Below are 21,573 nucleotides of genomic sequence, written 5' to 3'. Positions count from 1 at the left end.
TATGGCTCCTGTCTCAGCGGGCGTCGCCCAGGCCGTCGGTGGGGGATTGCGGGATGGGCGGGATCGTCGGCTTCGGCGTAAAGGACAGCTCGTCGTGGTTGATCGGGAAGCGCGTCGGCATCGTCCCCATCGCCCTCCCGTACGCGCACGCCACCGCCGACACGGACGCGGCCACCGCCAGCTCGCCCGCGCCGCCCGGCTCATCCGACGTATCCGGCATCACGATGATCTTCAGCTCGGGCGGGACATTCCACTGCCGGGTGTAGAAGTAGTTGTCCCAGCTGGCCTCGAGGAAATACCCGTCCTTCAGATGCAGGCTGGACGTCAGCGCGAGCGCGATGCCGTCCATGATCCCGCCCATCATCTGGGCCTCAAGACCGCGCGGGTTGACCGCGAGCCCCACATCCACGGCGAAGACCGCCTTGGTGATGCGCGGCCCGCCCACGCCGTCCCGGATCTTCCGGTTCACCGTCTCCGGTCGGCAGTCGATCTCCACCAGCGCCGCGCTGACCGACTTGTACTCGGCGTGGAAGGCGATCCCCTGGGCCGTACCGTCAGGCATCGACCGCCCCCACTCCCCCACCTCCGCGACCTTGTCGAGCACCGCCCGCGAGCGGTCGTTGCGCAGGAATTCCTGCCGGAAGCGGTACGGGTCCTTGTCCATCTTCGCCGCGAGCCGGTCGACGATGAGCTCGCGGGCGCAGGTGACGTCGGGCGAGTAGACGTTGCGCATGCTGCCCGTGTTGAAGCCCTTGTCGGTCTCGTTGAGCAGTCGGCTGTACGCCCCGAAGTCGTACGACATCGTCTGGCTGAGCTGGAAGAAGGTCTCCGCGAAGCCGATGTCGCCGACCGGCAGCTTCGCTGCCATCGCCGTGATGATCTCGCCGAGGCCGTGGCCCAGGTCGGTGGCCACGGACGTGTGCCGCTGGCGGAAGCTGAGCACCTTCCCGGCCGCGTACGTGGCCCGGATCCGGGAGGTCGCCATCGGGTGCGCCCGACCCTGCCGCGAGTCGTCCGCGCGGTGCCACATCAGCTTGACCGGCTTGCCCATCTTCTGCGACGCCTCGGCGGCCTCCAGCGCCGCGTCGAAGAAGAGCTTGCGGCCGAACGAGCCGCCGCCCTCGGTGACATGCACCTTCACCTTGCTCTGCGGCAGGCCGAGCTTGGCGGCGATGGACTGCTTGGCGACGATCGGGGACTTCAGGGACGCCCAGATCTCCGCGCTGCCGTCCCGCACATCGGCGACAGCGCAGTTGGTCTCGAGCGCGCTGTTGCTGCGGAAGTAGAAGGTGAACTTCTCCTCCACGGACTGCACCAGCGGCGGCTTCGGCCCGAGCGGGATCTCCGCCCCCGCCAGCTCCTTCAGTACGGAATCGTCCGACTTCCCCGCCGCCGTGCCCGGCTTCCAGCTCACCTCCAGGGTCCGTACGGCATCGATGCACTGCCCGAAGGTGGCGGCGCGCACCGCGACCCCGGTGTCGATGACGGCGACGTCGGTGACGCCCGGCATGGCGAGCACCGCGGCGGTGTTGGCGACCGAGCCGACCTTGCCGTTCAGGGTCGGCGGGCGGCACACCATGGTCGGCTTGGCGTCGGCCACATCCAGGTCCATCGCGAACTTCTTGCGCCCGGTCACCGCCGCCCGCGCGTCGATCCGGTTCTGCGGCTTTCCGATGACGGCGAAGTCCGCGCGCTTGGTGAGCTCGACGGAGACCTCGCGGTTCCGGTCGCTTGCGGCCTTCTCGGCGACGTCGCCGATCGAGAGGCGGGCGCCGGACGGGGCCGTGATCATGCCGTCCTTCAGCCGCATCTCGCCAGCCGTGGCGCCGAGCTCCATCGCCGCCGCCCCCAGCAGCCGCTGCCGGGCGATCGCAGCGGCGACCCGGATCGGCGTGTACGTGGAGATCGTCGTATTCGAGCCACCCGTGAGCTGGTTGAAGAGCAGCTCCGACCGCGCGTCGGCCAGCGTGATCCGTACCCGCTCGACGGGCACCGACAGCTCCTCGGCGATCAGCATCGCCGTCGACGTGGTGATGCCCTGCCCCACCTCGGCCCGCGGCAGTGCGAAGGAGACCGTGCCGTCCTTGGCGACCTCCACCGTGATCAGCGCGGAGGTGGGCAGCGCGGCGACGGTCATCATGTCGTTGAGGTCGAGGATCTCGGTGATCTCCGGCGACGGGATGCCCTCGCCGGCCGCCTTACGCGCGCCGGGGGCGAGCTCGGCGGCGGCCACCAGCGTGGGGGCGGCCAGCACGTAGCCGAGGAAGCGACGCCGGTCGAATCCCTGTGACTTTCCCATCAGGCGGCACGCTCCGGGCGGTTCATCGTCGGGATCTCGATCTTCGTCTCCTTGCCCTTGGTCAGGTAAAAGAGGATGTATTGCCGGGCCGCCTCATCGATCAGCCACGCGGCCTCCGGCACCAGCGGCCGCGGGATCAGCCCCTCGCGGAACTTCACCAGCAGCGGCCAGGCGGCCTGGACCGCCGGATCCCAGAGCGGCTCGCGCGGGATCCGGTCCCAGTCGGCGACCTTCTTGCCGACGAGCATGCGGGCGAGGGCGTTGCAGAGCGGCCGGCTGATGCCCGTACCGAGGCTGGTCTGGTCGGCGAGCTGCCCGAGCAGGATGTCGGTCAGCTCGACGCCCTCGCGCGTCGGCCCCATGGCGGGCGGCAGCACCTGGTCGGACTGGGCGTTGGCCGCGGCCCACGTGTCCGGGATGAACTCGTCCCGGATGCCGAGCAGATGCGCGGTCACCTGCCACACATGCAGATACGCCTCCGCGTCCGCGTCCGGGATCTCGATCTCCCAGTCGCGCATCCGGCGCATGGCGAAGGTGGGGAGGGTGTGCCAGGTGACGAGCATGTCGTTCTGGCTGATCGGGATCTCGTCGGGCCAGTGCGGCGACTGCTGCAGGAGGTGCCGTACGGCCGCATGCACCAGCCGCGTCTTCACCGCATTGACGATGCAGTCGCCCTCTGGCCGGTACGCGACCGGGTGGCCGACGGAGAAGCCGAGGAGGCTGGTCTTGGCGACCCGGTCCTCCATGTCGGCGCCGCCCTTGGAGTAGTAGACGGCCTGCGCCTCCTTGGGGATGGCGGTGCTGAGCATGCCGCCGCCGACGCCGTTGAGGAGATTGAGGTACAGCCCCCGCGTCTTGTTGAACTCGGCCGCCGTCTCCAGCTTCCCCCGCTCCGCCCACGACGGCAGCTTGCGCGCCTTCTCCATGAAGTCCCGCAGGTCGGCGGGGAGTCCGTCCGGCAGCGGCTGGTCGTTGCGCTTCCAGTCCCACAGCAGCTCATTGACCTTGGGTACGTCCCCCCGGTCGAGCAGCGCCGCGACGAGCGGGTCCGCCTCGTCGTCCCACACCCACCGCGGGTCGGCCGCCGCCGCCCGCGCCTGGGCGGGCAGCGCGACGGCCAGCGCGCCGACGGCGCCGAGCGCACCGCCCGCCTTCAGCACTCTGCGCCTGCTCGGCTTGTCCATTTCTGCGCGCCTCCTTGCTGGGGGACGGGAGTGCACCTTGCTGATACGTTGAAACAAGAACTGCTAAGGCGTATCAGAAGTAGCACGGCGCAAGGAGCGTGCCAAGAGGTCGCGCAGTGAAGGAAGTTGGCGGATCCGGGGACGGCGGCGGGGCGTAGGCGGGGTCAGTCCCAGCCCATGTAGACCGACTTCGACCACGTGTAGAAGTCCACCGCGCTCGCGCCCTGCTCGCGGAAGGTGTTGCTGGAGGAGTCCTTGACGCCGCCGAACGGGACGTTGAGGTCGAGGCCCGTGGTGGGCCGGTTGACCTTGATGACGCCGGCGTGGGCGCGGGCGGCGAAGTGGTGGGCGGCGGCCAGGTCGCGGGTGCAGATGGCGGCGGCGAGGCCGTAGCGGGAGTCGTTGACCTGGTCGATGGCCGCGTCCAGGTCGTCGGCCCGCAGCACCGCTATCACCGGGCCGAAGATCTCGTCGCGGGCGGCGGAGTGGTCGGGGCGGACGTCGGTGAGGACGGCGGGCGCGAGGTACTGGCCGTCCGCCTCGGCCGCGCCGGTGGCGAGCGTCGCGCCGTCCGCTTCCGCGCGGCGGAGGGCGTCGAGGTCGGTGGCGAGCTGGGCCTCGCTGACGACCGGGCCCATGAGGGTGCCTTCGGCGAGGCCGTTCCCCGGCCGGTAGCGCGCGGCCTCCTTCAGCAGCGCGGCCACGAAGGCGTCATGGATGCCAGGCGTGCAGATCACGCGCGAGGAGGCGGTGCAGGCCTGCCCGGTGAGGGCGAAGCCGCCGGCGGCGGCGATACGGGCCGCCTGCTCCGGGTCCGCGTCGTCGAGGACGACGAGCGCGTTCTTGCCGCCCATCTCGACCTGGACGCGGCCGCGCCGCTCGTGCAGGGCGCGCTCGATGCCCTTGCCTACGGCGGTCGAGCCGGTGAAGGAGACCGCCGCGACCCGCTCATCTGCAGTGAGGGCGGGGCCCACCACCGCGCCGCGGCCGTGTACGACGTTCAGCACCCCGGCCGGGAGGCCCGCCTCCGTGAGCGCGTCCGTGAGGTGGCGGGCGGAGAGCGGGGTGAGCTCGGCAGGCTTCAGGACGACGGCGTTGCCGCTGATCAGGGCGGGGGCGATCTTCCAGGCCGGGATGGCGATGGGGAAGTTCCAGGGGGTGATCACCCCTGCGACGCCGAGGGGCTCGCGGCGGGTGTAGACCTGGGTGTCCGGCTGCGCGCTGGGCAGCGTCTCGCCGCCGGACCGCCAGCCGGCCGCGCCGAAGTAGCGCAGCACGTCGATGGCGCGGCGCACTTCGCCGAAGGCCTCGGCGTATGTCTTGCCCTCCTCGCGCACGAGATCGCGGGCGACGGCGGCGTGCCGGGCGCGCAGCTTCTCGGCGGCGTCCAGCAGCACGGCGCCGCGCGCGGGCGCGGGCTTGGCGGCCCAGCCGCGCTGCGCCTCGACGGCGGCCTCGACGGCGGCGGTCGCGGCGTCGGCGCCGGAGGCGGGGGTTACGGCGACGACCTCGGACGGGTCGGCGGGATTGCGGCGCTCGACGTCGTCGCCCGGCAGCCGCTCTCCGGCGATGAGGTTGCCGATGCGGGCGGGGGTGGGAGTGCTCATGCCTGCTTCCTTACTGAACTCATTGAGGTGGTCTCTCGCGTCACAGCGCCCGCACCAGGCCGCCGTCGCAGCGCAGCGCCGTCCCGGTGACGTACGAGGCGCCCGCGGAGCACAGGAACGCCGCCACCGCCCCGAACTCGGCCGGCTCGCCGTACCGCCCCGCCGGAATCGTCGCCCGCGACGCCGCGGCCTCCTCCTCGGGCGTACGGCCATGCCGCTCCGCCCGCGCCCGGTCGAGGGCGGCGACCCGGTCGGTGGCGATGCGGCCCGGGAGCAGCAGATTGACGGTGACGCCGTCGCCCGCTACCTCGGCGGCGAGGGTCTTCAAGTACGCGGCCAGCGCGGCCCGTCCGGCGTTGGACGCGGCCAGGTCGGGCAGCGGCGCCGCGACGCCACTGGAGCCGACCGCGAGGATCCGCCCCCAGCCGCGCTCGCGCATCCCGGGCAGCGTGGCCGCGACGAGCCGCTGCTGCGCGAGCAGCAGCGGGCCGAGGCCGTCGGCGAGCGCGTCGGTGGCCAAAGCCGCCGCCTGGCCAGGCTTGGGCCCGGGCCCGTTGAGCACGAGGATGTCCGGATCGCCGTATGCCTCCCGAGCCGCCGCCACCAGCCGCTCGGGCCCGTCCGCCGCCGTCAGGTCGACCTCGACGCCGACCGCCTCCGGCAGCCCAGCCGCGATCTCCCGCGCGAGCCCGCCGCGCCGCCCGGCCACCACGACCCGGGCGCCCTCGGCCGCGAGGGCTTCGGCGACGGCGCGGCCGAGGCCGCTGGTGGAGGCGGCGACCAGGGCCGTACGCCCGCGAATGCCGAGATCCATCAGCGCACCTCCCGCAGCAGCGCGCCCGGCGTGGCGGCGAGATGCCGCTCCAGCTGCGGGGTCAGCGCGTCCGGCAGCGAGCGGGCGGGTGGCCGCACATGGGACTCCATGATGAGGCCGCGGCGCCGGATCGCCTCCTTGCGCACCGCGAGCCCGATGCCCGCCTGCGCCTCGAAGTTGACCAGCGGCAGATACGGCAGATACGCCTCCCGCGCCGCCTCGTAACCGCCCTTCTCCCAGGCCTCCACGCACGCGATCAGGCCCTCGGGGCACGAGAACCCGGTCATCGCCCCGGCCGCCCCGCACGCCAGCTCGTCGATCAGCCCGAGCCCGCCGAGGCCGCCGAAGACGGGCACGTCGAGCGCGCCGGTGAGCGCGGCGACGGCCGGCGGGGTGGGCGGCGCCTCCGCCTTGACGGCGGCGACGCCCGGGGTTGCCCGCAGGGCCCGTACGAGATCGGGGGTGCGGATGGTGACCTTGCTGGTCTCCGGGTAGTCCTGGACGACGATCGGCGCGCCCGAGGCCGCGTGCACGGCGGTCAGGTGGTCGGTGAGGACGTGCGGGTCGGGCGAGTTGACCTGCACCATGAGCGCGGCGAGGCGGTCGCCGAGCGCGTCGGTGACCAGCTCCGCCTCCTCGATGACGGGCGCGGTGGCCAGGCCGGTCACCCCCGCGACGAGCGGCAGGTCGACGGCATCGGCGACGACCTCCAGCACCGTGCGGCGCTCCTCACTGGAGAGCCGTACCGCCTCGCCGAAGACGCCGAGGACGGTGAGCCCGGTGGCGCCGATCCGCTCGTAATGCTCGGCCAGCCGGGCCAGGCCGGTCTCGTCGACATCGAGGGAGCTGCCCAGGAAGGGGGTGGCGACGACGCCCCAGACTCCCGGGGCGAGTTGTTCTGCAGACACGTGGGTTCCTTTCAGCGTCCGGGCCACTCGGGCCTGCGCTTGTCCTGGAAGGCGCGCACCCCTTCCACGGCGTCCTCGCTGTCGAGGGCCGCGACGAGGGCCGGGGTGCGCAGGGCATGGGCCTGGCGCGGGGTGAGGCCGTCCGAGGCGCGGGCCATCTGCTTGATGGCCCGCAATGAGGTTGGCGCGCAGGCCAGCACGGAGTCCAGCCAGCGCTCTACGGCCGCGTCCAGCTCCTCCGCCGGCACCACCTCATTGACCAGGCCCATACCCGACAGCTCCGCCGCGGGCGCCCGGCGGCCCGTGAGCAGCAGCCCCATCGCCTGTGGATGCGGCAGCCTGCGCACCAGCTGGAAGACGCCGCCGTCCAGCGGGATGCGGCCGACGCGCGGCTCGGTGAGGCCGAATTGCGCATGCTGCGCGGCGATGACGAGGTCGCAGCCGAGGACGAGCTCCATGCCGCCGCCGAGCGCGTAACCATTCACCCGGGCGATCACGGGGACGTCCAGGGTGGTGCGGAGCGTCAGCCCACCGAAGCCGTTCGGATCCAGGTCGGCCCAGTACTCCAGGCCGGTCTTGTCGACGGCCCCCGCGGACATGTCGGCGCCGGTGCAGAACGCCCGCTCGCCGCCGCCGGTCAGCACGACCGCGCGGATGTCGCGGTCGGCCTCGATCTCGTCCCAGATCTCATTCAGCCGGGCGTTCGTCTTGGCGTCCACGGCGTTGAGCACCCGCGGCCGGTCGATGGTCACCCGGGCGACATACCCGTCCCGCTCGAAGCGCACCTCGTCGACGGCGTTCACCGCAGCACCCCCTTCTCGCGCAGCACCGCGACCTCCTCCGGCCCGTACCCGAGCTCGGCCAGCACCTCGTCGCCGTGCTCGCCGAGCCGCGGCGGGACCCGGCGGACGGTGGCGGGGCCCGCGGAGAGCCCGATGGGCGCGTTGAGAGCGCGGATCTTCCCGGCGGTCGGGTGGTCCATCTCCAGGATCATCCCGTTGACCGCGGTCTGTTCGTCGGCGAGTGCCTGCTCCAGGCTGTGTACCGGGGCACACAGCACGTCCTGCTCCTCCAGTCGCTTGATCCAGTACGCGGTGGAGTTGACCGCCAGCCGCTCGGCGAAGATCCGCTGCAGCTGCGGCCGGGCCGCGAACTGCGCCTCCAGCGTGGCGAACTCCGGCCGCTCCCCCAGGTCCTCGTCCAGCTCAAGGGCGAGGCTCAGCGCCCGCAGCGGATCCTTGGTGAAGCCGCCGACCAGGCACACCGCGCCATCGGTGGTGCGGAAGACGCCGGTGAGCGGCATCGCCGCCCAGTTGATCTCGCTGCCGCGCATCAGCTGCTGGCAGGCCTCCTGCATCTGCAGGTGCAGCATCGAGTCGTACATGCTGACCTCGACCCGCTGCCCCTCCCCCGTCTGCTCCCGCTGCAGCAGCGCCAGCAGCACGCCCTGGAGGAGGTGCTGGCCGGTGATGTAGTCGCAGAGGGTGGTCGGGTAGACGGCCAGGGGTTCGTCGTCGGAGACCCGCCGCCACATCACGCCGCTGTAGGCCTGCGCGATCGCGTCCTGCCCGCCCTTGTGCGCGTACGGGCCCGACGTGCCGAAGCCGGTCCCCGAGGCCCACACGGCGCGCGGGTTGAGCTCGCGCACCGCGTCGTAGCCGAGGCCGAGGCGCTCCATGACGCCGGCGCGGAAGTTGCTGACCACGACGTCCGCGCCGCGCACCAGGTCGTGGACGACGGCCCGGCCCTCGTCCGTACGCGTGTCGACGGCGACGCTGCGCTTGTTGCGGTTGATGGAGAGGAAGATCGGGTTGTCGAGGCCCGCCTCGTCCGGGATGGACGTACGGGAAATGTCGCCGGTCCCCGGCCGCTCCACCTTGATCACGTCGGCCCCGTAATCCCCGAGCAGCTGGGTGCACGACGGGCCCATGAAGACCTGCGTGAAGTCGACGACGGTGATGCCGCTCAGCGGCTGCGGGGTGCTCATATCGCCTCTCCGGCAGGCTCGTCGATGGTGGCGTTCGGCGCCGGTACGTCGCCGGGGTCGGCGCCCTGCGCGCGCATCCGCTTCTGGATGACGGCCGGGTCCACCTCCCGTACGGTCACGCCCTGCTCGATCGCGGTGGCGGCGGCGATGCCCGCGGCCTGGCCCTGCGCCATGCACGGCGGGATCTCGCGGGAGATGCGCTGCGCGTCGGGGGTGGCCGAGTAGTGCCGCCCGGCGACCAGCAGCTGGTCGACGCCGCGTGGCAGCAGCGCGCGGTACGGGGTGTAGTAGTCGCGGCCGCGGGCGACGCTGTCGGCGAAGTGCCTGCGGGTGGTGACGTCCTCCTTGGTGACGACGTACTCGCCCTGCAGCAGCCGGGTCTGGCGCACGCCCATCTGCTCGGCCACGTCCAGGAGATACGCGTCGGCGAAGCCGGGCAGCTCCTGGCGTACGTACTCGAGCGCCGCCCCCATGCGCGCCCGCGCCTCGAACTCGGCGTCGGTGAGGGAGGCCGGGTCGACGCCGTCGAAGCCGGTCAGGTGCGGGCAGTTGCACCACACCACCCCCGGCACCGGGGTCTTCAGCCACCACAGCTCCCAGGCGCCGCCGAGCATGCGCTTGACCTTGCGGTTGATCGCGCGGGCCTCGCGAGGGTTCTCCTGCTCGAAGCGCTCCGCTGCCGCCGTATCGACGCCGCCGAGGCGGAAGACGAGCGTGACGAGGTAGCGGTCGTGGGCGAAGTCGGCGCCGGCCCGGGAGGCCACGTCGATGTCGCCGGTCGTGTCCACGACGACATCGCCCATCACCGCCTGCGGACCCGACTTGGTCTCGACGATCACACCCTTCACCGCACCGTCCTGCACCACCGGCCGCGAGAACCAGCTGTGCAGCCGCAGGTTGACCCCGCTCTCCCGCACCAGGTCATTGGAGACCCGCTTCCAGCCGTCGGGGTCGAAGGCCACGGCGTAGCAGATCGGCTTGGGGTTGGTGTGCTGGTGGAAGTCGTACGCGCCGTAGCGGCCCCAGCGGGCCCAGGTCTCCGCCGACGAATAGCGGTCCTCCGGTGGCGGATAGACGGCGAGTCCGAGCTTCGCCAGCCGCTCCACGTACTCGTCCACGACGCCGGTGACCGTCACCTCCTGGCCGTTGACCATGTCGTCCAGGACCAGCACCATCCCGCCGGCGGCGAGCCCGCCGAGGGCGGCGTACCGCTCCAGCAGGGTCACCGAGGCGCCGGTGCGGGCCGCGGCGACGGCGGCGCTGACGCCGGCCGGGCCGCCGCCGACCACGACCACGTCGGCGCGCTGGACCACGGGCGCCTCGACGGCGTCGAGGGGAATCATGAGGGGGGCTGCCACAGTGGATCTCCTTTCAGCTCCCGACGCGGACGGCGCCGCGACGGAAGGCGAGGGTGTACAGCAGCACGCTGAGCAGGCACAGCAGCGCGACGTAGACGGGGAAGGCCCAGGACGCGCCGTGGTCCTTGAGCCAGAGGAGGAGGTACGGGGCCGTGCCCCCGAAGCCCGCCACGCCGACCGCGTAGCCGAGGCCCACGCCGGTGACCCGGCAGCTCATCGGCATGAGGGTGGCGGACACCGTGTTGTACAGGCCCATCGTGAAGGCCAGCAGCGGCGCGCCGAGGAGCATCACGACGGTGAACATCGTCATGCCGGGCGCCTGGTAGAGCAGAACGATGAAGACCAGTGGGACGACGGCGAGCCGGGCGGCAAGGAAGGTGCGCGAGATGCGGCGGCGGTCGGCGATCCGGCCGACCAGGGGGTAGAGGACGGCGATGCAGAGGCCGCTGATGGTGCTGACCGCGAAGACCGCGGTGGGGTTCTCGTCGTACGAGGTGCGGGCCAGGTTCGGGAGGCCGGTCGCCCAGGTGTAGTTGAGGACCTGCGCACCGGCGACGACGAAGATGATGGCGACGAGGGCGAGCTTGTTGCGGCCGACCTCGGCCCAGACCTGCGAGGTGCGCTCCTTGGAGGCGGCGGGCTTGCCGGGGGTGGGCTGGTCCTTGCCGGTGGGCTCGTCCTCGAGCGTCTCCGGCAGATTCCGCCGCAGCCACAGGAAGACCAGACCGCCGACGGCGCCCACGACGAACGGGATGCGCCAGCCCCACGACTCCATCGCGTCGTCGCCGAGCGCCGCGCTGGAGAGGAAGGCGACCAGCGAGGCGGCGATGATGCCGGCCTGGACGTAGATGCTGATGATCCCGCCGTAGCGGGCGGTCTGCCCCTCGGGCGCCAGCTCCACCACGTACGTGGAGTTGAGCGGCGCCTCGATGCCGGTGGACAGGCCCTGCAGAATGCGGGCGAGGACCAGGATGACTCCGGCCCAGGCGCCGATGGTCTCGTGGGTGGGCAGCACCGCGATGACGGCGGTGCTCAGCACCATGCAGCCGATGGAGAGCAGCATGATGCGGCGGCGGCCGATGAGGTCGGCGAGGGTGCCGAAGACGAGGGCGCCGATCGGGCGGGCCGCGAAGCCGACGGCGAAGACGGCGAGCGCGTCCAGGGTGGAGGACACGGAGCTGTCGGTCGGGAAGAACTGCGGGCCGAGATACGAGGCCAGCAGCCCGTAGACCATCCAGTCGAACCACTCGACGGCATTGCCGCCGCCGAGCGCGAGCAGCGCCTTCCGGTGCGCGATGGGAGTTTGTGGTGCACGGGGACGTCTGGTGAGCAATGCCATGGGAAGGCACCTCGCAGAAGGGGTGGGCGGAAGGGGATCCGGCCGTGCAGGACCTGCACCCTGGCGGCGTGCTCGCCGGGGTGCGGGTTATGAAGTGCGGGTTGTTACCAGGTGGGTGGGGTGATCACCCAGATCGACGTGGCTGGCTCGTCGCCCGGATTGGCGTACCAGTGCGGGATGTCGCAGGAGTACGTGATGGAGTCGCCCGGGCCGAGGCGGTGCCGGACGCCGTCGAGGAAGACGTCCTTGGTGCCGGACAGGACGAGGCCGAACTCCTCGCCGGTGTGCCGGAAGGGCGTCTTGCTCGTGTCGTGTCCTGGCTCGGTCACGACCCAGATGGCCTCGAGCGCGCCGTTGAGGCTCGGGGTCAGCAACTCGTAGCTCGCGTCGGCCTCGTCGCCCGCCTCGCCGTGAAAGTCGAGGCTGCGCCGCTCGCCGGCCCGTACCACGGGACTGAGCTGCTCGGTCAGCGGGAAGAGCCGGCCGACGGGGACGTCGAGGCCGTGGGCGAGCTGCGCCATGGTCGCGAAGGACGGGTTGCCCTTCCCCCGCTCCACCTGGCTGATCAGGCCGGTGGAGACGCCGCAGCGGCGGCTTAGCTCGTCGAGCGTGAGACCGCGCTGCTTGCGCAGGGCCTTGATCTGCAGGCCGACGGAGGCAACCAGCGCCTCGATGCCCAGGGTTTCGCTCACGCTCTTGGACCTGCCTTCAGTTGACCGAACGAACTCCCCATAGTGAAGACCTTCAGCGAAATGAAGACAACCCCCCGGAGTGAAGAAATTCAGGAAAGTGAAGAGCGGTGGCTTCCGGCCGGGTCCTCGTACACGGCATCCAGCGCCAGGAAGGCGCCCCCGCGGGCGGCGGCGGTGAACCCCAGCGTGGACAGCACCACTTCGCAGCCGCCGGCCTCCGGCGCGATCACCCGGCCGCGGACGACCTCGCGGACGCGCTCCAGCATCAGGTCGCCGATGTGCGTGAAGTAGCCGCCGAGGACCACGACTCGCGGGTTGAGCACGTCCGTCAGCAAGGCGATGCCGAGGCCCAGGTCGTCGGCTACGCGGGCCAGCGCGCGCCGGGTCCGCTCATCGCCGCGCTCCGCACGGCGGTGCAGCAGGGCGAAGCGCTCCTCCAGCGGACGCGTGGCGTCACGGACCTCGTCACCAGGATCGGCCGCCAGCTCCATGATCGCGTCGAGACCGACCATCGCCTCCCAGCAGCCCGCCCGGCCGCACACGCACGGCCGCCGCTCCGGGTCGAGGGGCATGTGGCCGACCTCGCCGGCGAAGTTGGTGGCACCGCGCACCATCCGGCCGGCGCTGATGATGCCCGCGGCGATGCCCCGCTCCCCCGTCAGGCACACCATGTCGTGCACGTCCGGGTCCGCGACCAGGCGGTATTCCGTGAGCGCGGACAGCTTCGCGTCGTTCTCGAGCGCGATCGGGGGCGCGTCACGGCCGAGCCGCGAGCGCAGCCCGTCGACGACGGCGACGTCGCGCCAGCCGATCCCGGGCGCATAACCGGCGACACCCGCCGCCACGTCCACGACGCCCGGCACGGCGAGCGTGATGCCCACGGGCCGTACGCCATCGCGCCCGAGCTCGGCGCCGCAGGCACGGATCGCGTGGGCGGCCAGGTCCAGGACCTCATCCGCGTCCCGCTCGGCGACGGCCACCTCGGTACGGCGCTCGAAGACCGGCTCGCCGCCGAGATCGAGCGCCAGCACCTGTACGTAACTGGTGCTGATCTCCACGCCAATGCCGCAAATGTCCCGCCCGTCGAGCTCGACCAGCGTGCCGGGCCGCCCGACCGACCCCTCCCGCTGCGCCGACCCCTCCCGCAGCAGTCCGAGGCCGACCAACTCGCCGACGAGGCTGGTGACGGTCGGCTTGGGCAGGCCGGTCTCGGCGGCGATACGGGCCCGGGAGCGCGGGCCGCCGCGCAGCAGGCGCAGCACGCTGCCCAGGTTGGTACGCCGCAACGAGCCGCGGTCGCGGGGCTGGTCGGCGTGATCAGTCTTGACACTCACCATAATAGTTCGGATTCTAGTCGAACTAATTCCAAGGAGGCCCGCACGTGCCAGTCCGCTATCACCTGCGCTTTCAGCTCCACCCCGACGACGCCGTCCGGCAGGCCGCGGAACTGGCCAAGTTCTGCCACGACGCCACCATCGGCGAGGTGGTGCTGCTGCTCGCGGCCGAGGAGTTCTACGACGGCCACCCGGCAGGCGCGGCGGAGGACCGGCTGTACGCGACGACCGCCGAGGCCGTCGCGGTGCTGCGGGAGTCGGGCCTGGAGGTGAGCCTCAACCCGTGGGTGACCTCGGGCCACGGCGACCGCGGCCGCCAGGGCCGGCACGGCTTCGCGCCCATGGTCGGCCCCGACGGCTCCACCGCCACCGACCAGGCGTCCTTCGCCTGCCCGCGCTGGCGCTCCTGGGTCACCGCGCACTACGGCCGCTTCGCGCAGCTCGGCTTCCGCGTGCTGTGGCTGGAGGACGACTTCCGCTATCACAATCACGCGCCGCTGACCTGGGGCGGCGGCTTCGAGCCGCTGATGCTGGAGCGGTTCGCGGAGCTGGCGGGCGAGCCGGTCACCCGCGAGCGGCTCGTCGCGGCCATCACCGCGCCGGGGACGCCGCATCCGTGGCGCGCGCTGCTCCAGCAGGTGTGGCGTACGGCCCAGCTGGAGGTCGCCGGGCAGCTCGCGGCGGCGGTCGCGGAGGGCTCCGGCGGCCGCTCCCGGCTCGGGCTGATGAGCTCGCGCCCCGGCACGCACTCCGTCGAGGGCCGCGACTGGACCGCGCTCTTCGAGGCGCTCGCGATCGACGGCGAGGCGTATCACCGGCCGCACTTCGCCGCGTACAGCGATACCCCTGGCCGCACCCTCAGCCGCTCGGTCTGGATGCTCGAGACGCAGCGGGCGCTGCGGCCCGCGTGGGCGCGCAACGAGCCGGAGATCGAGAACTGGACCCACACCTCCTGGTCCAAGTCCGACACCCAGACCTGGTCGGAGATGGCCGCGGCCCAACTGGGCGGCGCGGACGCCCAGTTCCTGAATGTGCTGCCCATGCACTGCGGCCGCGCCGACCGCCACCCCCGCGTCGGGGAGCTGCTGCGCCGGTCGCGGCCGGCGCTCGACTTCCTCGCGGACCTGCCGCCCGCCACCGGCACGCTGGGGGTCGGGCTGCCCGTACGGGAGGATCAGGCCGCCCACGTCCGTACGACCACCGGCAGCCTCGCGGGCCTCGAGGCCGACCCGGGTCCGGCGGCGGACTTCCTGCTGCGGTATGGAGTGCCGGTGACGGCGGGGGACGACGCGCCGGTACGGGTGCTGTTCGGGCAGTTGGCGTGGGCGTACGACGACGAAGAGGTGCGCCGGATGCTCGGCGGCGGGCTGCTGCTGGACGGTGTGGCGGCGCGCATCCTCACCGAGCGCGGGTTCGCGGAGCTGATGGGCGTCAGCGCCACCGCCGTTGAGGGCCGGGGTGCGCTCACGGAGCCGGGTCCGTACGCCGTCGAGCAGGTGCTGCCGGGCATCGGCTTCGACGGCCTCGACGACTACCTGAGCGTCAATGTGCAGCCCGCGCTGGCCCGCTTGCGGCCCGCGGACGGGGCGCGGGTGTGGACTCAGGTGCTCACCGCCGGCCTTGAGCCGTGGGGTGCCGGGCGCTGCGTCTTCACCAACAGCCTCGGCGGCCGCGTCGGCGTGCTCGCCGCGACTGCCCCGGAGCAGCTCCCGTACAGCGACGACGGGCAGGCCGTGCTGCACGCCATGATCCGCTACCTGGAAGGCGACTCCCCCGCCTTCCCGCTGATCACCGGCGGCCCGCACCTCATCCCGCACCTCGCCCGCACGCCGACCGGCTGGCAGCTGGCCGTCGCCAACGGCAGCCCGGACCCGGCGCAGCCGCGCGTCGACCTCCCGTCCGGCGCGGGCGCGGCGCACGCGACGCTGCTGGCCCCGCTGCAGCCGCCGGCCGCCGCCGCGCTCACCGCGGCGGCGGGGGGCATCGCCGCGGACGAGCCGCTCCCCTACCGGGGTTGGCTGGTGATCGAGGGCGCTTAGGCAGCGAAGGCGCCCGCTGCAGCCGCCAGAACCGCCGCCTCCGCGGCCTGCGCCGGGAGGTGCGGGTCCGGGGCGGTGCGCAGGAGCACCAGCTGGTGGTAGAGCGGTGCCGTGGCTGCGATCAGCAGGCTCCGCGCGTCCGGGTGCGGTGCGGGGAGTTCGCCGCGGTCGATGGCGCGCTCTACGAGGAGCTCGCACTGGGCGTAGCGGTCCGCCCAGAGCTGCGTCTGGGCGCGCGCGGCCTGTTCGGAGTGGAAGGAGGCGGCCATCAGGGCGAGGGCGAGCGACGGCCGTACGACCAGGGAGTCCTGGATCTCCTGGTTGAGGGCCGTCAGGTCGCCGCGCAGGGAGCCGGTGTCCGGCGGCTGCCAGTCGGTCTCACCGGCGGCGGTGATGACGTCCACCAGCAGGCCGCCTACGTCGCGCCAGCGCCGGTAGACCGTGGCGCGGTGCACTCCCGCCCGGGTCGCGACAGCCTCGATCGTGAGTCCTTCGTGGCCGCCTTCGGCGAGTTCGGCGCGTACGGCATCGAGGACCTGGGCGCGGATGCGGGCGGTGCGGCCGCCCGGGCGGCGGTCGGCTGGCGGGTCCTGCGGGTCTGTCATCGTGCCATCATCTTAATGCGACACTTGTCGCTCTAGGTTCGTCAGGTCAGGTTTATGAGAGGAACCGCATCCACGATGCCGCCCGTTCCCGCCGATCCCACCGTGCTCCACCCGATGCCCGAGCACCCGCGCGTCGTCCTGCTCAAGCCGCTGGTCAAGTCGCCGCTGATCGAGGTCGGTGACTTCTCGTACTACGACGATCCGGACGCTCCGACCGCCTTCGAGACGCGCAACGTGCTCTACCACTACGGTCCCGAGCGGCTCGTCGTCGGCAAGTACTGCGCGCTGGGGACGGGCACCCGCTTCATCATGAACGGCGCCAACCACCGCATGGACGGCCCGTCCACCTTTCCCTTCCCCACCATGGGCGGCTCCTGGGCCGAGCACTTCGACCTGATCACCGGGCTGCCCGGGCGGGGGGACACGGTTGTCGGCAATGACGTGTGGTTCGGGCACGGCGCCACGGTCATGCCCGGAGTACGCATCGGCCACGGCGCGATCATCGCCGCCGGAGCCGTGGTCACGGGCGATGTGCCCGACTACGGCATCGTTGGCGGCAATCCGGCCCGGCTGATCCGCACCCGATACGACGCGGAGGATGTCACCAGGCTGCTCGCCGTGGCGTGGTGGGACTGGCCAGTGGAGCAGATCATCGAGCACGTACGGACGATCATGTCGGGTACGGTCGCAGAGCTGGAGGCCGCCGCCGCGCAGAGCCCTGACACCGCCTGATACCGCATCCCGGCAACACCACCCGCGCCAGAATCGAGTGATCGCCCATGCCCAGTCGCCCCGCCCACATCGCGATGGTCGGCGTCCCCGCCGTCAGCCACGTCCTCCCCAGCCTCGCGGTCATCCGCGAGCTCGTGGCCCGCGGGCACCGGGTCACCTACGCCAACGACCCGTTCGTGGCCGACCGGATCGAGCCCACCGGCGCGGAGCTGGTGACCTGCACCTCCACGCTGCCCGTCGTGGACAACGCCTGGCCCGCCGATCCCATCGCCGCGAGCAGCCTCTTCCTCGACGACGCCATCCAGGCGCTCCCGCAGCTGCACGCTGCCTACGACGACGACCCGGCCGACCTGTACCTCTACGACATCGGCGCCTACGCCGCGCGCGCCCTCGCCGAGGCGCAGGGCCGTCCGCTCATGCAGCTGTCCCCGACCTTCGTTGCCTGGGACGGCTACGAAGAAGAAGTAGCGGCGCAGCTGCGCAAGCTGCCGGGGGCCGACGCGTACCAGGAGCGATTCGCGCGCTGGCTCGCCGAGTGCGGAGCCACCACCACCGACGTGGATGCCTTCTCCGGACCGCCCGGCCGGGCCCTCGCCCTGATCCCGCGGGCGATGCAGCCGCACGGCGACCGGGTCGACACCGACACGGTGACCTTCGTCGGCCCCTGCTTCGACGCCCGTACGGACGCGGACGGCTGGACCCGCCCGGACGGCGCCGACCGAGTGCTGCTGATCTCACTGGGTTCCGCGTACACCCGGCAGCCGGAGTTCTACCGCCAGTGCCTCGCCGCCTTCGGCAACCTGCCCGGCTGGCACGTCGTACTCCAGATCGGCAGGCACACCGACCCGGACGAACTCGGCGCCATCCCGCCCAACGTCGAAGTGCACTCCTGGGTCCCGCAGCGGGCGATCCTGGAGCAGGCCGACGCCTTCGTCACCCACGCCGGCATGGGCGGCTGCGGCGAAGGCCTCCTCGCCGGCGTCCCCATGATCGCCGTGCCCCAGGGCGCCGAGCAGTTCATGAATGCCGACCGGCTCGTGGAACTCGGCATCGCCCGCCGCGTGGACACCGCCGACGCCACCGCCGAGAGTCTGCGCGCGGCGCTGAACGACCTGGTCACCGACCCGGAACGGATCGAGCGGTCCAAGCAGCTGCAGACCGCCGCCCGGGCCGAGGGCGGCACCCTGCGCGCCGCCGACCTGATCGAGAGGATGCTGGCCCCCGCAACCTGACATTGGCGCCTCCCCCCGTGCCAAGCTGGGGCACCCTGCCCGCCCGCCCCGCACCTGGAGCCCGCCGACATGCCCGAGCCCGCCCGTCTCGCCGCCTTCGCCGTGGCCGCGCTCGCCCTGGTGCTGGTGCCGGGGCCGAACCTCATCTACATCCTCACCCGTAGCGTCGCCCAGGGCCGCCGCGCCGGGCTGTTCTCGGCGCTCGGCGTCGAGACCGGCACGCTGGTGCACGTCAGCGCCGCCGTCGTCGGGGTCTCCGCGGTCATCGCCCACTCCGAGGTGGCCTTCGCCGTGCTGAAGTACACCGGCGCCGGCTATCTGCTCTACCTCGGCATCCGCGCGCTCTTCAGCCGCTCCGCGGCCCTCGCCCCCGGCGAGGCCGAGCCCGTGCCGCTCACCCGGGTCTACTGGGACGCGGTTCTCGTACAGGTGCTCAACCCCAAGGTGATCCTCTTCTTCCTCGCCTTCCTCCCGCAGTTCGTCACCCCGGGCGCGGGCCCGGCCGCCACCCGCAGCCAGCTGCTCGTCCTCGGCCTGACGCTGAGCGCGATCGGCTTCAGCGTCAACTGCCTGGTCACGTACGCGGGCGGCAGCCTCAGCAGCCGGCTCGCGAACCGCCCGAAGGCGCTGCGCCGCCAGCGCTACGCGGTCGGCGGCGTCTACCTGGGGCTCGGGACGTACGCAGCGGTGTGACACCGCCATGGCAATCGCATGACGGAAAACGCCATGGACACGTCTGCCCGCCGGGGAGTACATACCTTCGCGTGTGTGTCCGTGCCCAGCGGACGCACCCGACGAGTTGGAGGATTCGTGCACCGCAGACTCATCGTCCCGGGCTCGGCCGTCGCCGCCCTGGTCATGCTGGCGATCCCGGCATCCGCGGCCGACTTCGAGCCCGGCGCCCCGGGCATCGGCGATCCCTATTACCCGGATTACGGCAATGGCGGCTACGACGTCTCGCACTACGACCTGCGCCTGAAGTACGAGCCCGGCACCGACCGCCTCGACGGCACCGCCACCCTCCTCGCGAAGGCCACCCAGAATCTGTCCCGCTTCAACCTCGACTTCGCGCTCGACGTGAAGGAGATCCTGATCGGCGGCAAGCGCGCCCAGTTCAAGGCCACCGGCGCGCACGAGGTCGAGGTGACCCCGCCCGCGGGGATCGAGAAGGGCAGGTCCTTCACCGTCGTGGTCCGCTACGGCGGCACCCCGAGCAAGGTCGAGGTCTCCGGCTTCACCTCCTGGCTGCGCACCCCGGACGGCGGCGTGGCCGCCAACGAGCCGGAGTCCGCGTGGTGGTGGTTCCCGTCGAACGACCACCCCACCGACAAGGCCACCTACGACGTGAACGTCGCCGTGCCCGACGGCACCCAGGCGATCAGCAACGGCACCCTGCAGTCGGAGCGGTCGCAGGCCGGCTGGACCCGCTTCGCCTGGCGCTCCAACAAGCCGCAGGCGACGTATCTGGCCACCCTCGCGGTCGGAAAGTTCGAGGTCACCAAGGACACCACGGCGAACGGCCTCCCCGTCATCAACGCCTACAGCAAGGACCTCGGCGACAACGAGGGCGCGGCGAAGGCGAGCATCGAGCGCACCGCGGAGGTCACCGAGTACCTGGAGACGGTCTTCGGCCCGTACCCGTACAACTCCCTGGGCGGCTACGTCCCGAACGTCACCACCGGCTACGCGCTGGAGACCCAGACCCGCCCCTTCTACAGCCCGCGGCAGTTCGCGAACGGCTCGAACGTCTCCGTCGTCGTGCACGAGATGGCCCACCAGTGGTACGGCGACAGCGTGTCGGTCAAGGGCTGGAAGGACATCTGGGTCAACGAGGGCTTCGCCCGCTACTCGCAGTGGCTGTGGTCGGAGAAGGAGGGCGAGGGCACGGCGCAGGAGCTGGCGGATTACGTCTACGCCTCGCACCCGGCCGACGACGCCTTCTGGAAGGTCGCGCCGGGCGATCCCGGCCCGGAGAACCAGTTCCACCTCGCCGTCTACGACCGCGGCGCGGCCACCCTGCAGGCGCTGCGCAACGAGATCGGCGACAAGGCCTTCTTCGAGCTGCTGAAGACCTGGCCGAAGGAGCGCGCGCACGGCAACGGCTCGAACGCGGACCTGATCGCGCTGGCGGAGAAGATCTCCGGCAAGGACCTGGACGCGCTGTTCAAGACCTGGCTGTACACCCCGGAGAAGCCCGCGGCCCCGGCGTCCGTCAAGCGGTCCGCGGCGGCGCCGGAGCAGCCCAAGTCGTGGAAGAAGATCGCGGCTACGAACGGCGTGCACTCGCACTAAGAGGCGGCTTTACGGGCCACCGTGTCGCGTACGGCGATGCGGTGGCTGAGCACCGTCGCTGAAGCTGACGCCTCCCCGGCCCCGGGTGCCTTGCCCACACCCGGGGCCGTCGCGTCGACGATGTGCCGGGCGGCGAGGGAGCCCATCTCGTACAAGGGGAGGCTCACCGTCGTCAGTCCCGTGAATTCGGCGATCCGCAGGTCGTCCATGCCCGCCACGGAGATCTCGCGCGGCACGTCGAGGCCGGCCTGGCGCAGGGCGCGGAGCGCGCCGAGGGCGACCTCGTCGTTGGCGCCGAGGACGGCGTCGGGGAGGGGGCGGCGGGCGAGGATGCGCAGCGCGGTGGCGTGGCCCGCGTCGTAGTCGAAGCCGCCGGGGTGGAGGTCGGCCGCGGCCTCCAGTCCGGCCGTACGCATGGCGGCGAGGAAGCCCTCGCGGCGGTGCCGGCTGACGGTCATGCCCTCCGGGCCCTCGATGAAGGCGATGCGGCGGTGGCCGCGGGCGATGAGGTGGTCGGTGATGTCGTGGGCCACGGCGCGGTTGTCGACCGTGAAGGCCGGGCAGCCGAGGTCGCGGGCGGCCAGGGTTACGGACCTGACGCCCTGCTCGCGGGCCCGCTTGACGGCGTCGGTGAGCGCGGCGGCCTGGGGGTCGTCGACGAAGCCGCTGCCGGCGAAGACGACGCCCGCGGCGCGGTAGTCGCGCATGGCCTGGAGGCGGTTGATCTCGGTGGTGGTGCGGCGGTCGACGTTGGAGAGCATGGTGACGTAACCCGCCTTTGTCGCGACGTCGTCCACGCCGCGGGCGATGACTGAGAAGTACGGGTTGTCGATGTCGCTGACCAGCACGCCGATGAGGCGGCTGTGCGGGGAGACCATGGCGCGGGCCAGGGCGCTGGGCGAGTAGTGCAGCCGCTCGGCGGCGGCGATCACCCGGTCGCGGGTGCGCTGCGAGATCGGATGATCGGAGCCGCTCAGCACGCGCGACGCGGTGGACACCGCGACACCGGCCTCGCGGGCGACTTCCACCAGTGAGCTCACGGCCACCTTCCGCGGGAAACGTTTGCCTGCTGCCTGGCTCAACATGGCACAGGTCAGGGCGGCTTCGCAACCGCTCCGACCTCAACTACCCGCCTTTCACGCGGCGTTACA

General features: G+C 72.0%; 18 protein-coding genes. 5 read left to right on the top strand and 13 right to left on the bottom strand.

Going from position 1 to position 21,573, the window contains the following annotated elements; all coding sequences use genetic code 11:
- Positions 1–13: 13 nt before the first annotated feature.
- The 11 genes from ACNNMR_RS39870 to ACNNMR_RS39820 form a co-directional block, all read right to left on the bottom strand.
- The gene (locus ACNNMR_RS39870) at positions 14–2,299 is read right to left on the bottom strand and encodes a molybdopterin cofactor-binding domain-containing protein (protein WP_419999613.1); all 2,286 of its coding nucleotides are present in this window, start codon (positions 2,297–2,299) and stop codon (positions 14–16) included.
- Positions 2,299–3,483, bottom strand: coding sequence for an oxygenase MpaB family protein (locus ACNNMR_RS39865; protein ID WP_419999612.1), 1,185 nt, complete (start codon positions 3,481–3,483; stop codon positions 2,299–2,301). Before ACNNMR_RS39865 ends, ACNNMR_RS39870 begins: the two co-directional genes overlap by 1 nt.
- 164 nt (positions 3,484–3,647) lie before the next feature.
- Complete coding sequence (locus tag ACNNMR_RS39860; protein WP_419999611.1) at positions 3,648–5,090, bottom strand: aldehyde dehydrogenase family protein; 1,443 nt, start codon at positions 5,088–5,090, stop codon at positions 3,648–3,650.
- Positions 5,091–5,130: 40 nt separating this feature from the next.
- Entirely contained in the window at positions 5,131–5,904 is a 774-nt protein-coding gene (locus tag ACNNMR_RS39855; RefSeq protein ID WP_419999610.1) for an SDR family oxidoreductase, read from the bottom strand.
- On the bottom strand, positions 5,904–6,812 hold the full coding sequence (locus ACNNMR_RS39850) for a dihydrodipicolinate synthase family protein (RefSeq protein ID WP_419999609.1): 909 nt from the start codon (positions 6,810–6,812) through the stop codon (positions 5,904–5,906). Before ACNNMR_RS39850 ends, ACNNMR_RS39855 begins: the two co-directional genes overlap by 1 nt.
- An 11-nt stretch (positions 6,813–6,823) precedes the next feature.
- On the bottom strand, positions 6,824–7,615 hold the full coding sequence (locus ACNNMR_RS39845) for an enoyl-CoA hydratase-related protein (protein ID WP_419999608.1): 792 nt from the start codon (positions 7,613–7,615) through the stop codon (positions 6,824–6,826).
- The gene (locus ACNNMR_RS39840; protein WP_419999607.1) at positions 7,612–8,799 is read right to left on the bottom strand and encodes a CaiB/BaiF CoA transferase family protein; all 1,188 of its coding nucleotides are present in this window, start codon (positions 8,797–8,799) and stop codon (positions 7,612–7,614) included. The genes ACNNMR_RS39845 and ACNNMR_RS39840 overlap by 4 nt, the downstream gene beginning before the upstream one ends.
- Positions 8,796–10,157 carry an FAD-dependent oxidoreductase gene (locus tag ACNNMR_RS39835; protein WP_419999606.1) on the bottom strand — a complete coding sequence of 454 codons (1,362 nt, stop codon included), beginning with the start codon at positions 10,155–10,157 and terminating at the stop codon, positions 8,796–8,798. The genes ACNNMR_RS39840 and ACNNMR_RS39835 overlap by 4 nt, the downstream gene beginning before the upstream one ends.
- Before the next feature lie 13 nt (positions 10,158–10,170).
- Complete coding sequence (locus ACNNMR_RS39830; RefSeq protein WP_419999605.1) at positions 10,171–11,496, bottom strand: MFS transporter; 1,326 nt, start codon at positions 11,494–11,496, stop codon at positions 10,171–10,173.
- 104 nt (positions 11,497–11,600) lie between these two features.
- On the bottom strand, positions 11,601–12,188 hold the full coding sequence (locus tag ACNNMR_RS39825) for a helix-turn-helix domain-containing protein (RefSeq protein WP_419999604.1): 588 nt from the start codon (positions 12,186–12,188) through the stop codon (positions 11,601–11,603).
- 89 nt (positions 12,189–12,277) lie between these two features.
- Positions 12,278–13,525, bottom strand: coding sequence for an ROK family protein (locus tag ACNNMR_RS39820; RefSeq protein ID WP_419999603.1), 1,248 nt, complete (start codon positions 13,523–13,525; stop codon positions 12,278–12,280).
- A 44-nt stretch (positions 13,526–13,569) separates the two neighbouring features.
- Between ACNNMR_RS39820 and ACNNMR_RS39815 the strand changes: the two genes are divergently transcribed.
- Positions 13,570–15,561: a hypothetical protein gene (locus ACNNMR_RS39815; protein WP_419999602.1), complete on the top strand. Its 1,992-nt coding sequence runs from the start codon at positions 13,570–13,572 to the stop codon at positions 15,559–15,561.
- On the opposite strand, the gene ACNNMR_RS39810 is transcribed toward ACNNMR_RS39815, so the two are convergent.
- A complete protein-coding gene (locus ACNNMR_RS39810) occupies positions 15,558–16,166 on the bottom strand; it encodes a TetR/AcrR family transcriptional regulator (protein WP_419999601.1) in 609 nt (202 codons plus the stop codon). The genes ACNNMR_RS39815 and ACNNMR_RS39810 overlap by 4 nt on opposite strands.
- A 75-nt stretch (positions 16,167–16,241) precedes the next feature.
- On the opposite strand from ACNNMR_RS39810, the gene ACNNMR_RS39805 reads away from it, so the two are divergent.
- The 4 genes from ACNNMR_RS39805 (at position 16,242) to ACNNMR_RS39790 (ending at position 20,422) form a co-directional block, all read left to right on the top strand.
- On the top strand, positions 16,242–16,898 hold the full coding sequence (locus tag ACNNMR_RS39805; RefSeq protein WP_419999600.1) for a CatB-related O-acetyltransferase: 657 nt from the start codon (positions 16,242–16,244) through the stop codon (positions 16,896–16,898).
- A 47-nt stretch (positions 16,899–16,945) separates the two neighbouring features.
- Positions 16,946–18,130, top strand: a complete 1,185-nt coding sequence (locus ACNNMR_RS39800; protein ID WP_419999599.1) for a macrolide family glycosyltransferase — start codon at positions 16,946–16,948, stop codon at positions 18,128–18,130.
- A gap of 69 nt (positions 18,131–18,199) precedes the next feature.
- Positions 18,200–18,823: a LysE family translocator gene (locus ACNNMR_RS39795; protein ID WP_419999598.1), complete on the top strand. Its 624-nt coding sequence runs from the start codon at positions 18,200–18,202 to the stop codon at positions 18,821–18,823.
- Between the two features lie 117 nt (positions 18,824–18,940).
- Entirely contained in the window at positions 18,941–20,422 is a 1,482-nt protein-coding gene (locus tag ACNNMR_RS39790; RefSeq protein ID WP_419999597.1) for a M1 family metallopeptidase, read from the top strand.
- On the opposite strand, the gene ACNNMR_RS39785 is transcribed toward ACNNMR_RS39790, so the two are convergent.
- Positions 20,419–21,462, bottom strand: a complete 1,044-nt coding sequence (locus ACNNMR_RS39785; RefSeq protein WP_419999596.1) for a LacI family DNA-binding transcriptional regulator — start codon at positions 21,460–21,462, stop codon at positions 20,419–20,421. The genes ACNNMR_RS39790 and ACNNMR_RS39785 overlap by 4 nt on opposite strands.
- Between the last annotated feature and the right edge of the window lie 111 nt (positions 21,463–21,573).

It is taken from the genome of Streptomyces boninensis (genome assembly GCF_048572725.1).
GTDB classification, from domain to species: domain Bacteria; phylum Actinomycetota; class Actinomycetes; order Streptomycetales; family Streptomycetaceae; genus Streptomyces; species Streptomyces boninensis.
This window is presented reverse-complemented; position numbering and strand designations above follow the sequence as displayed.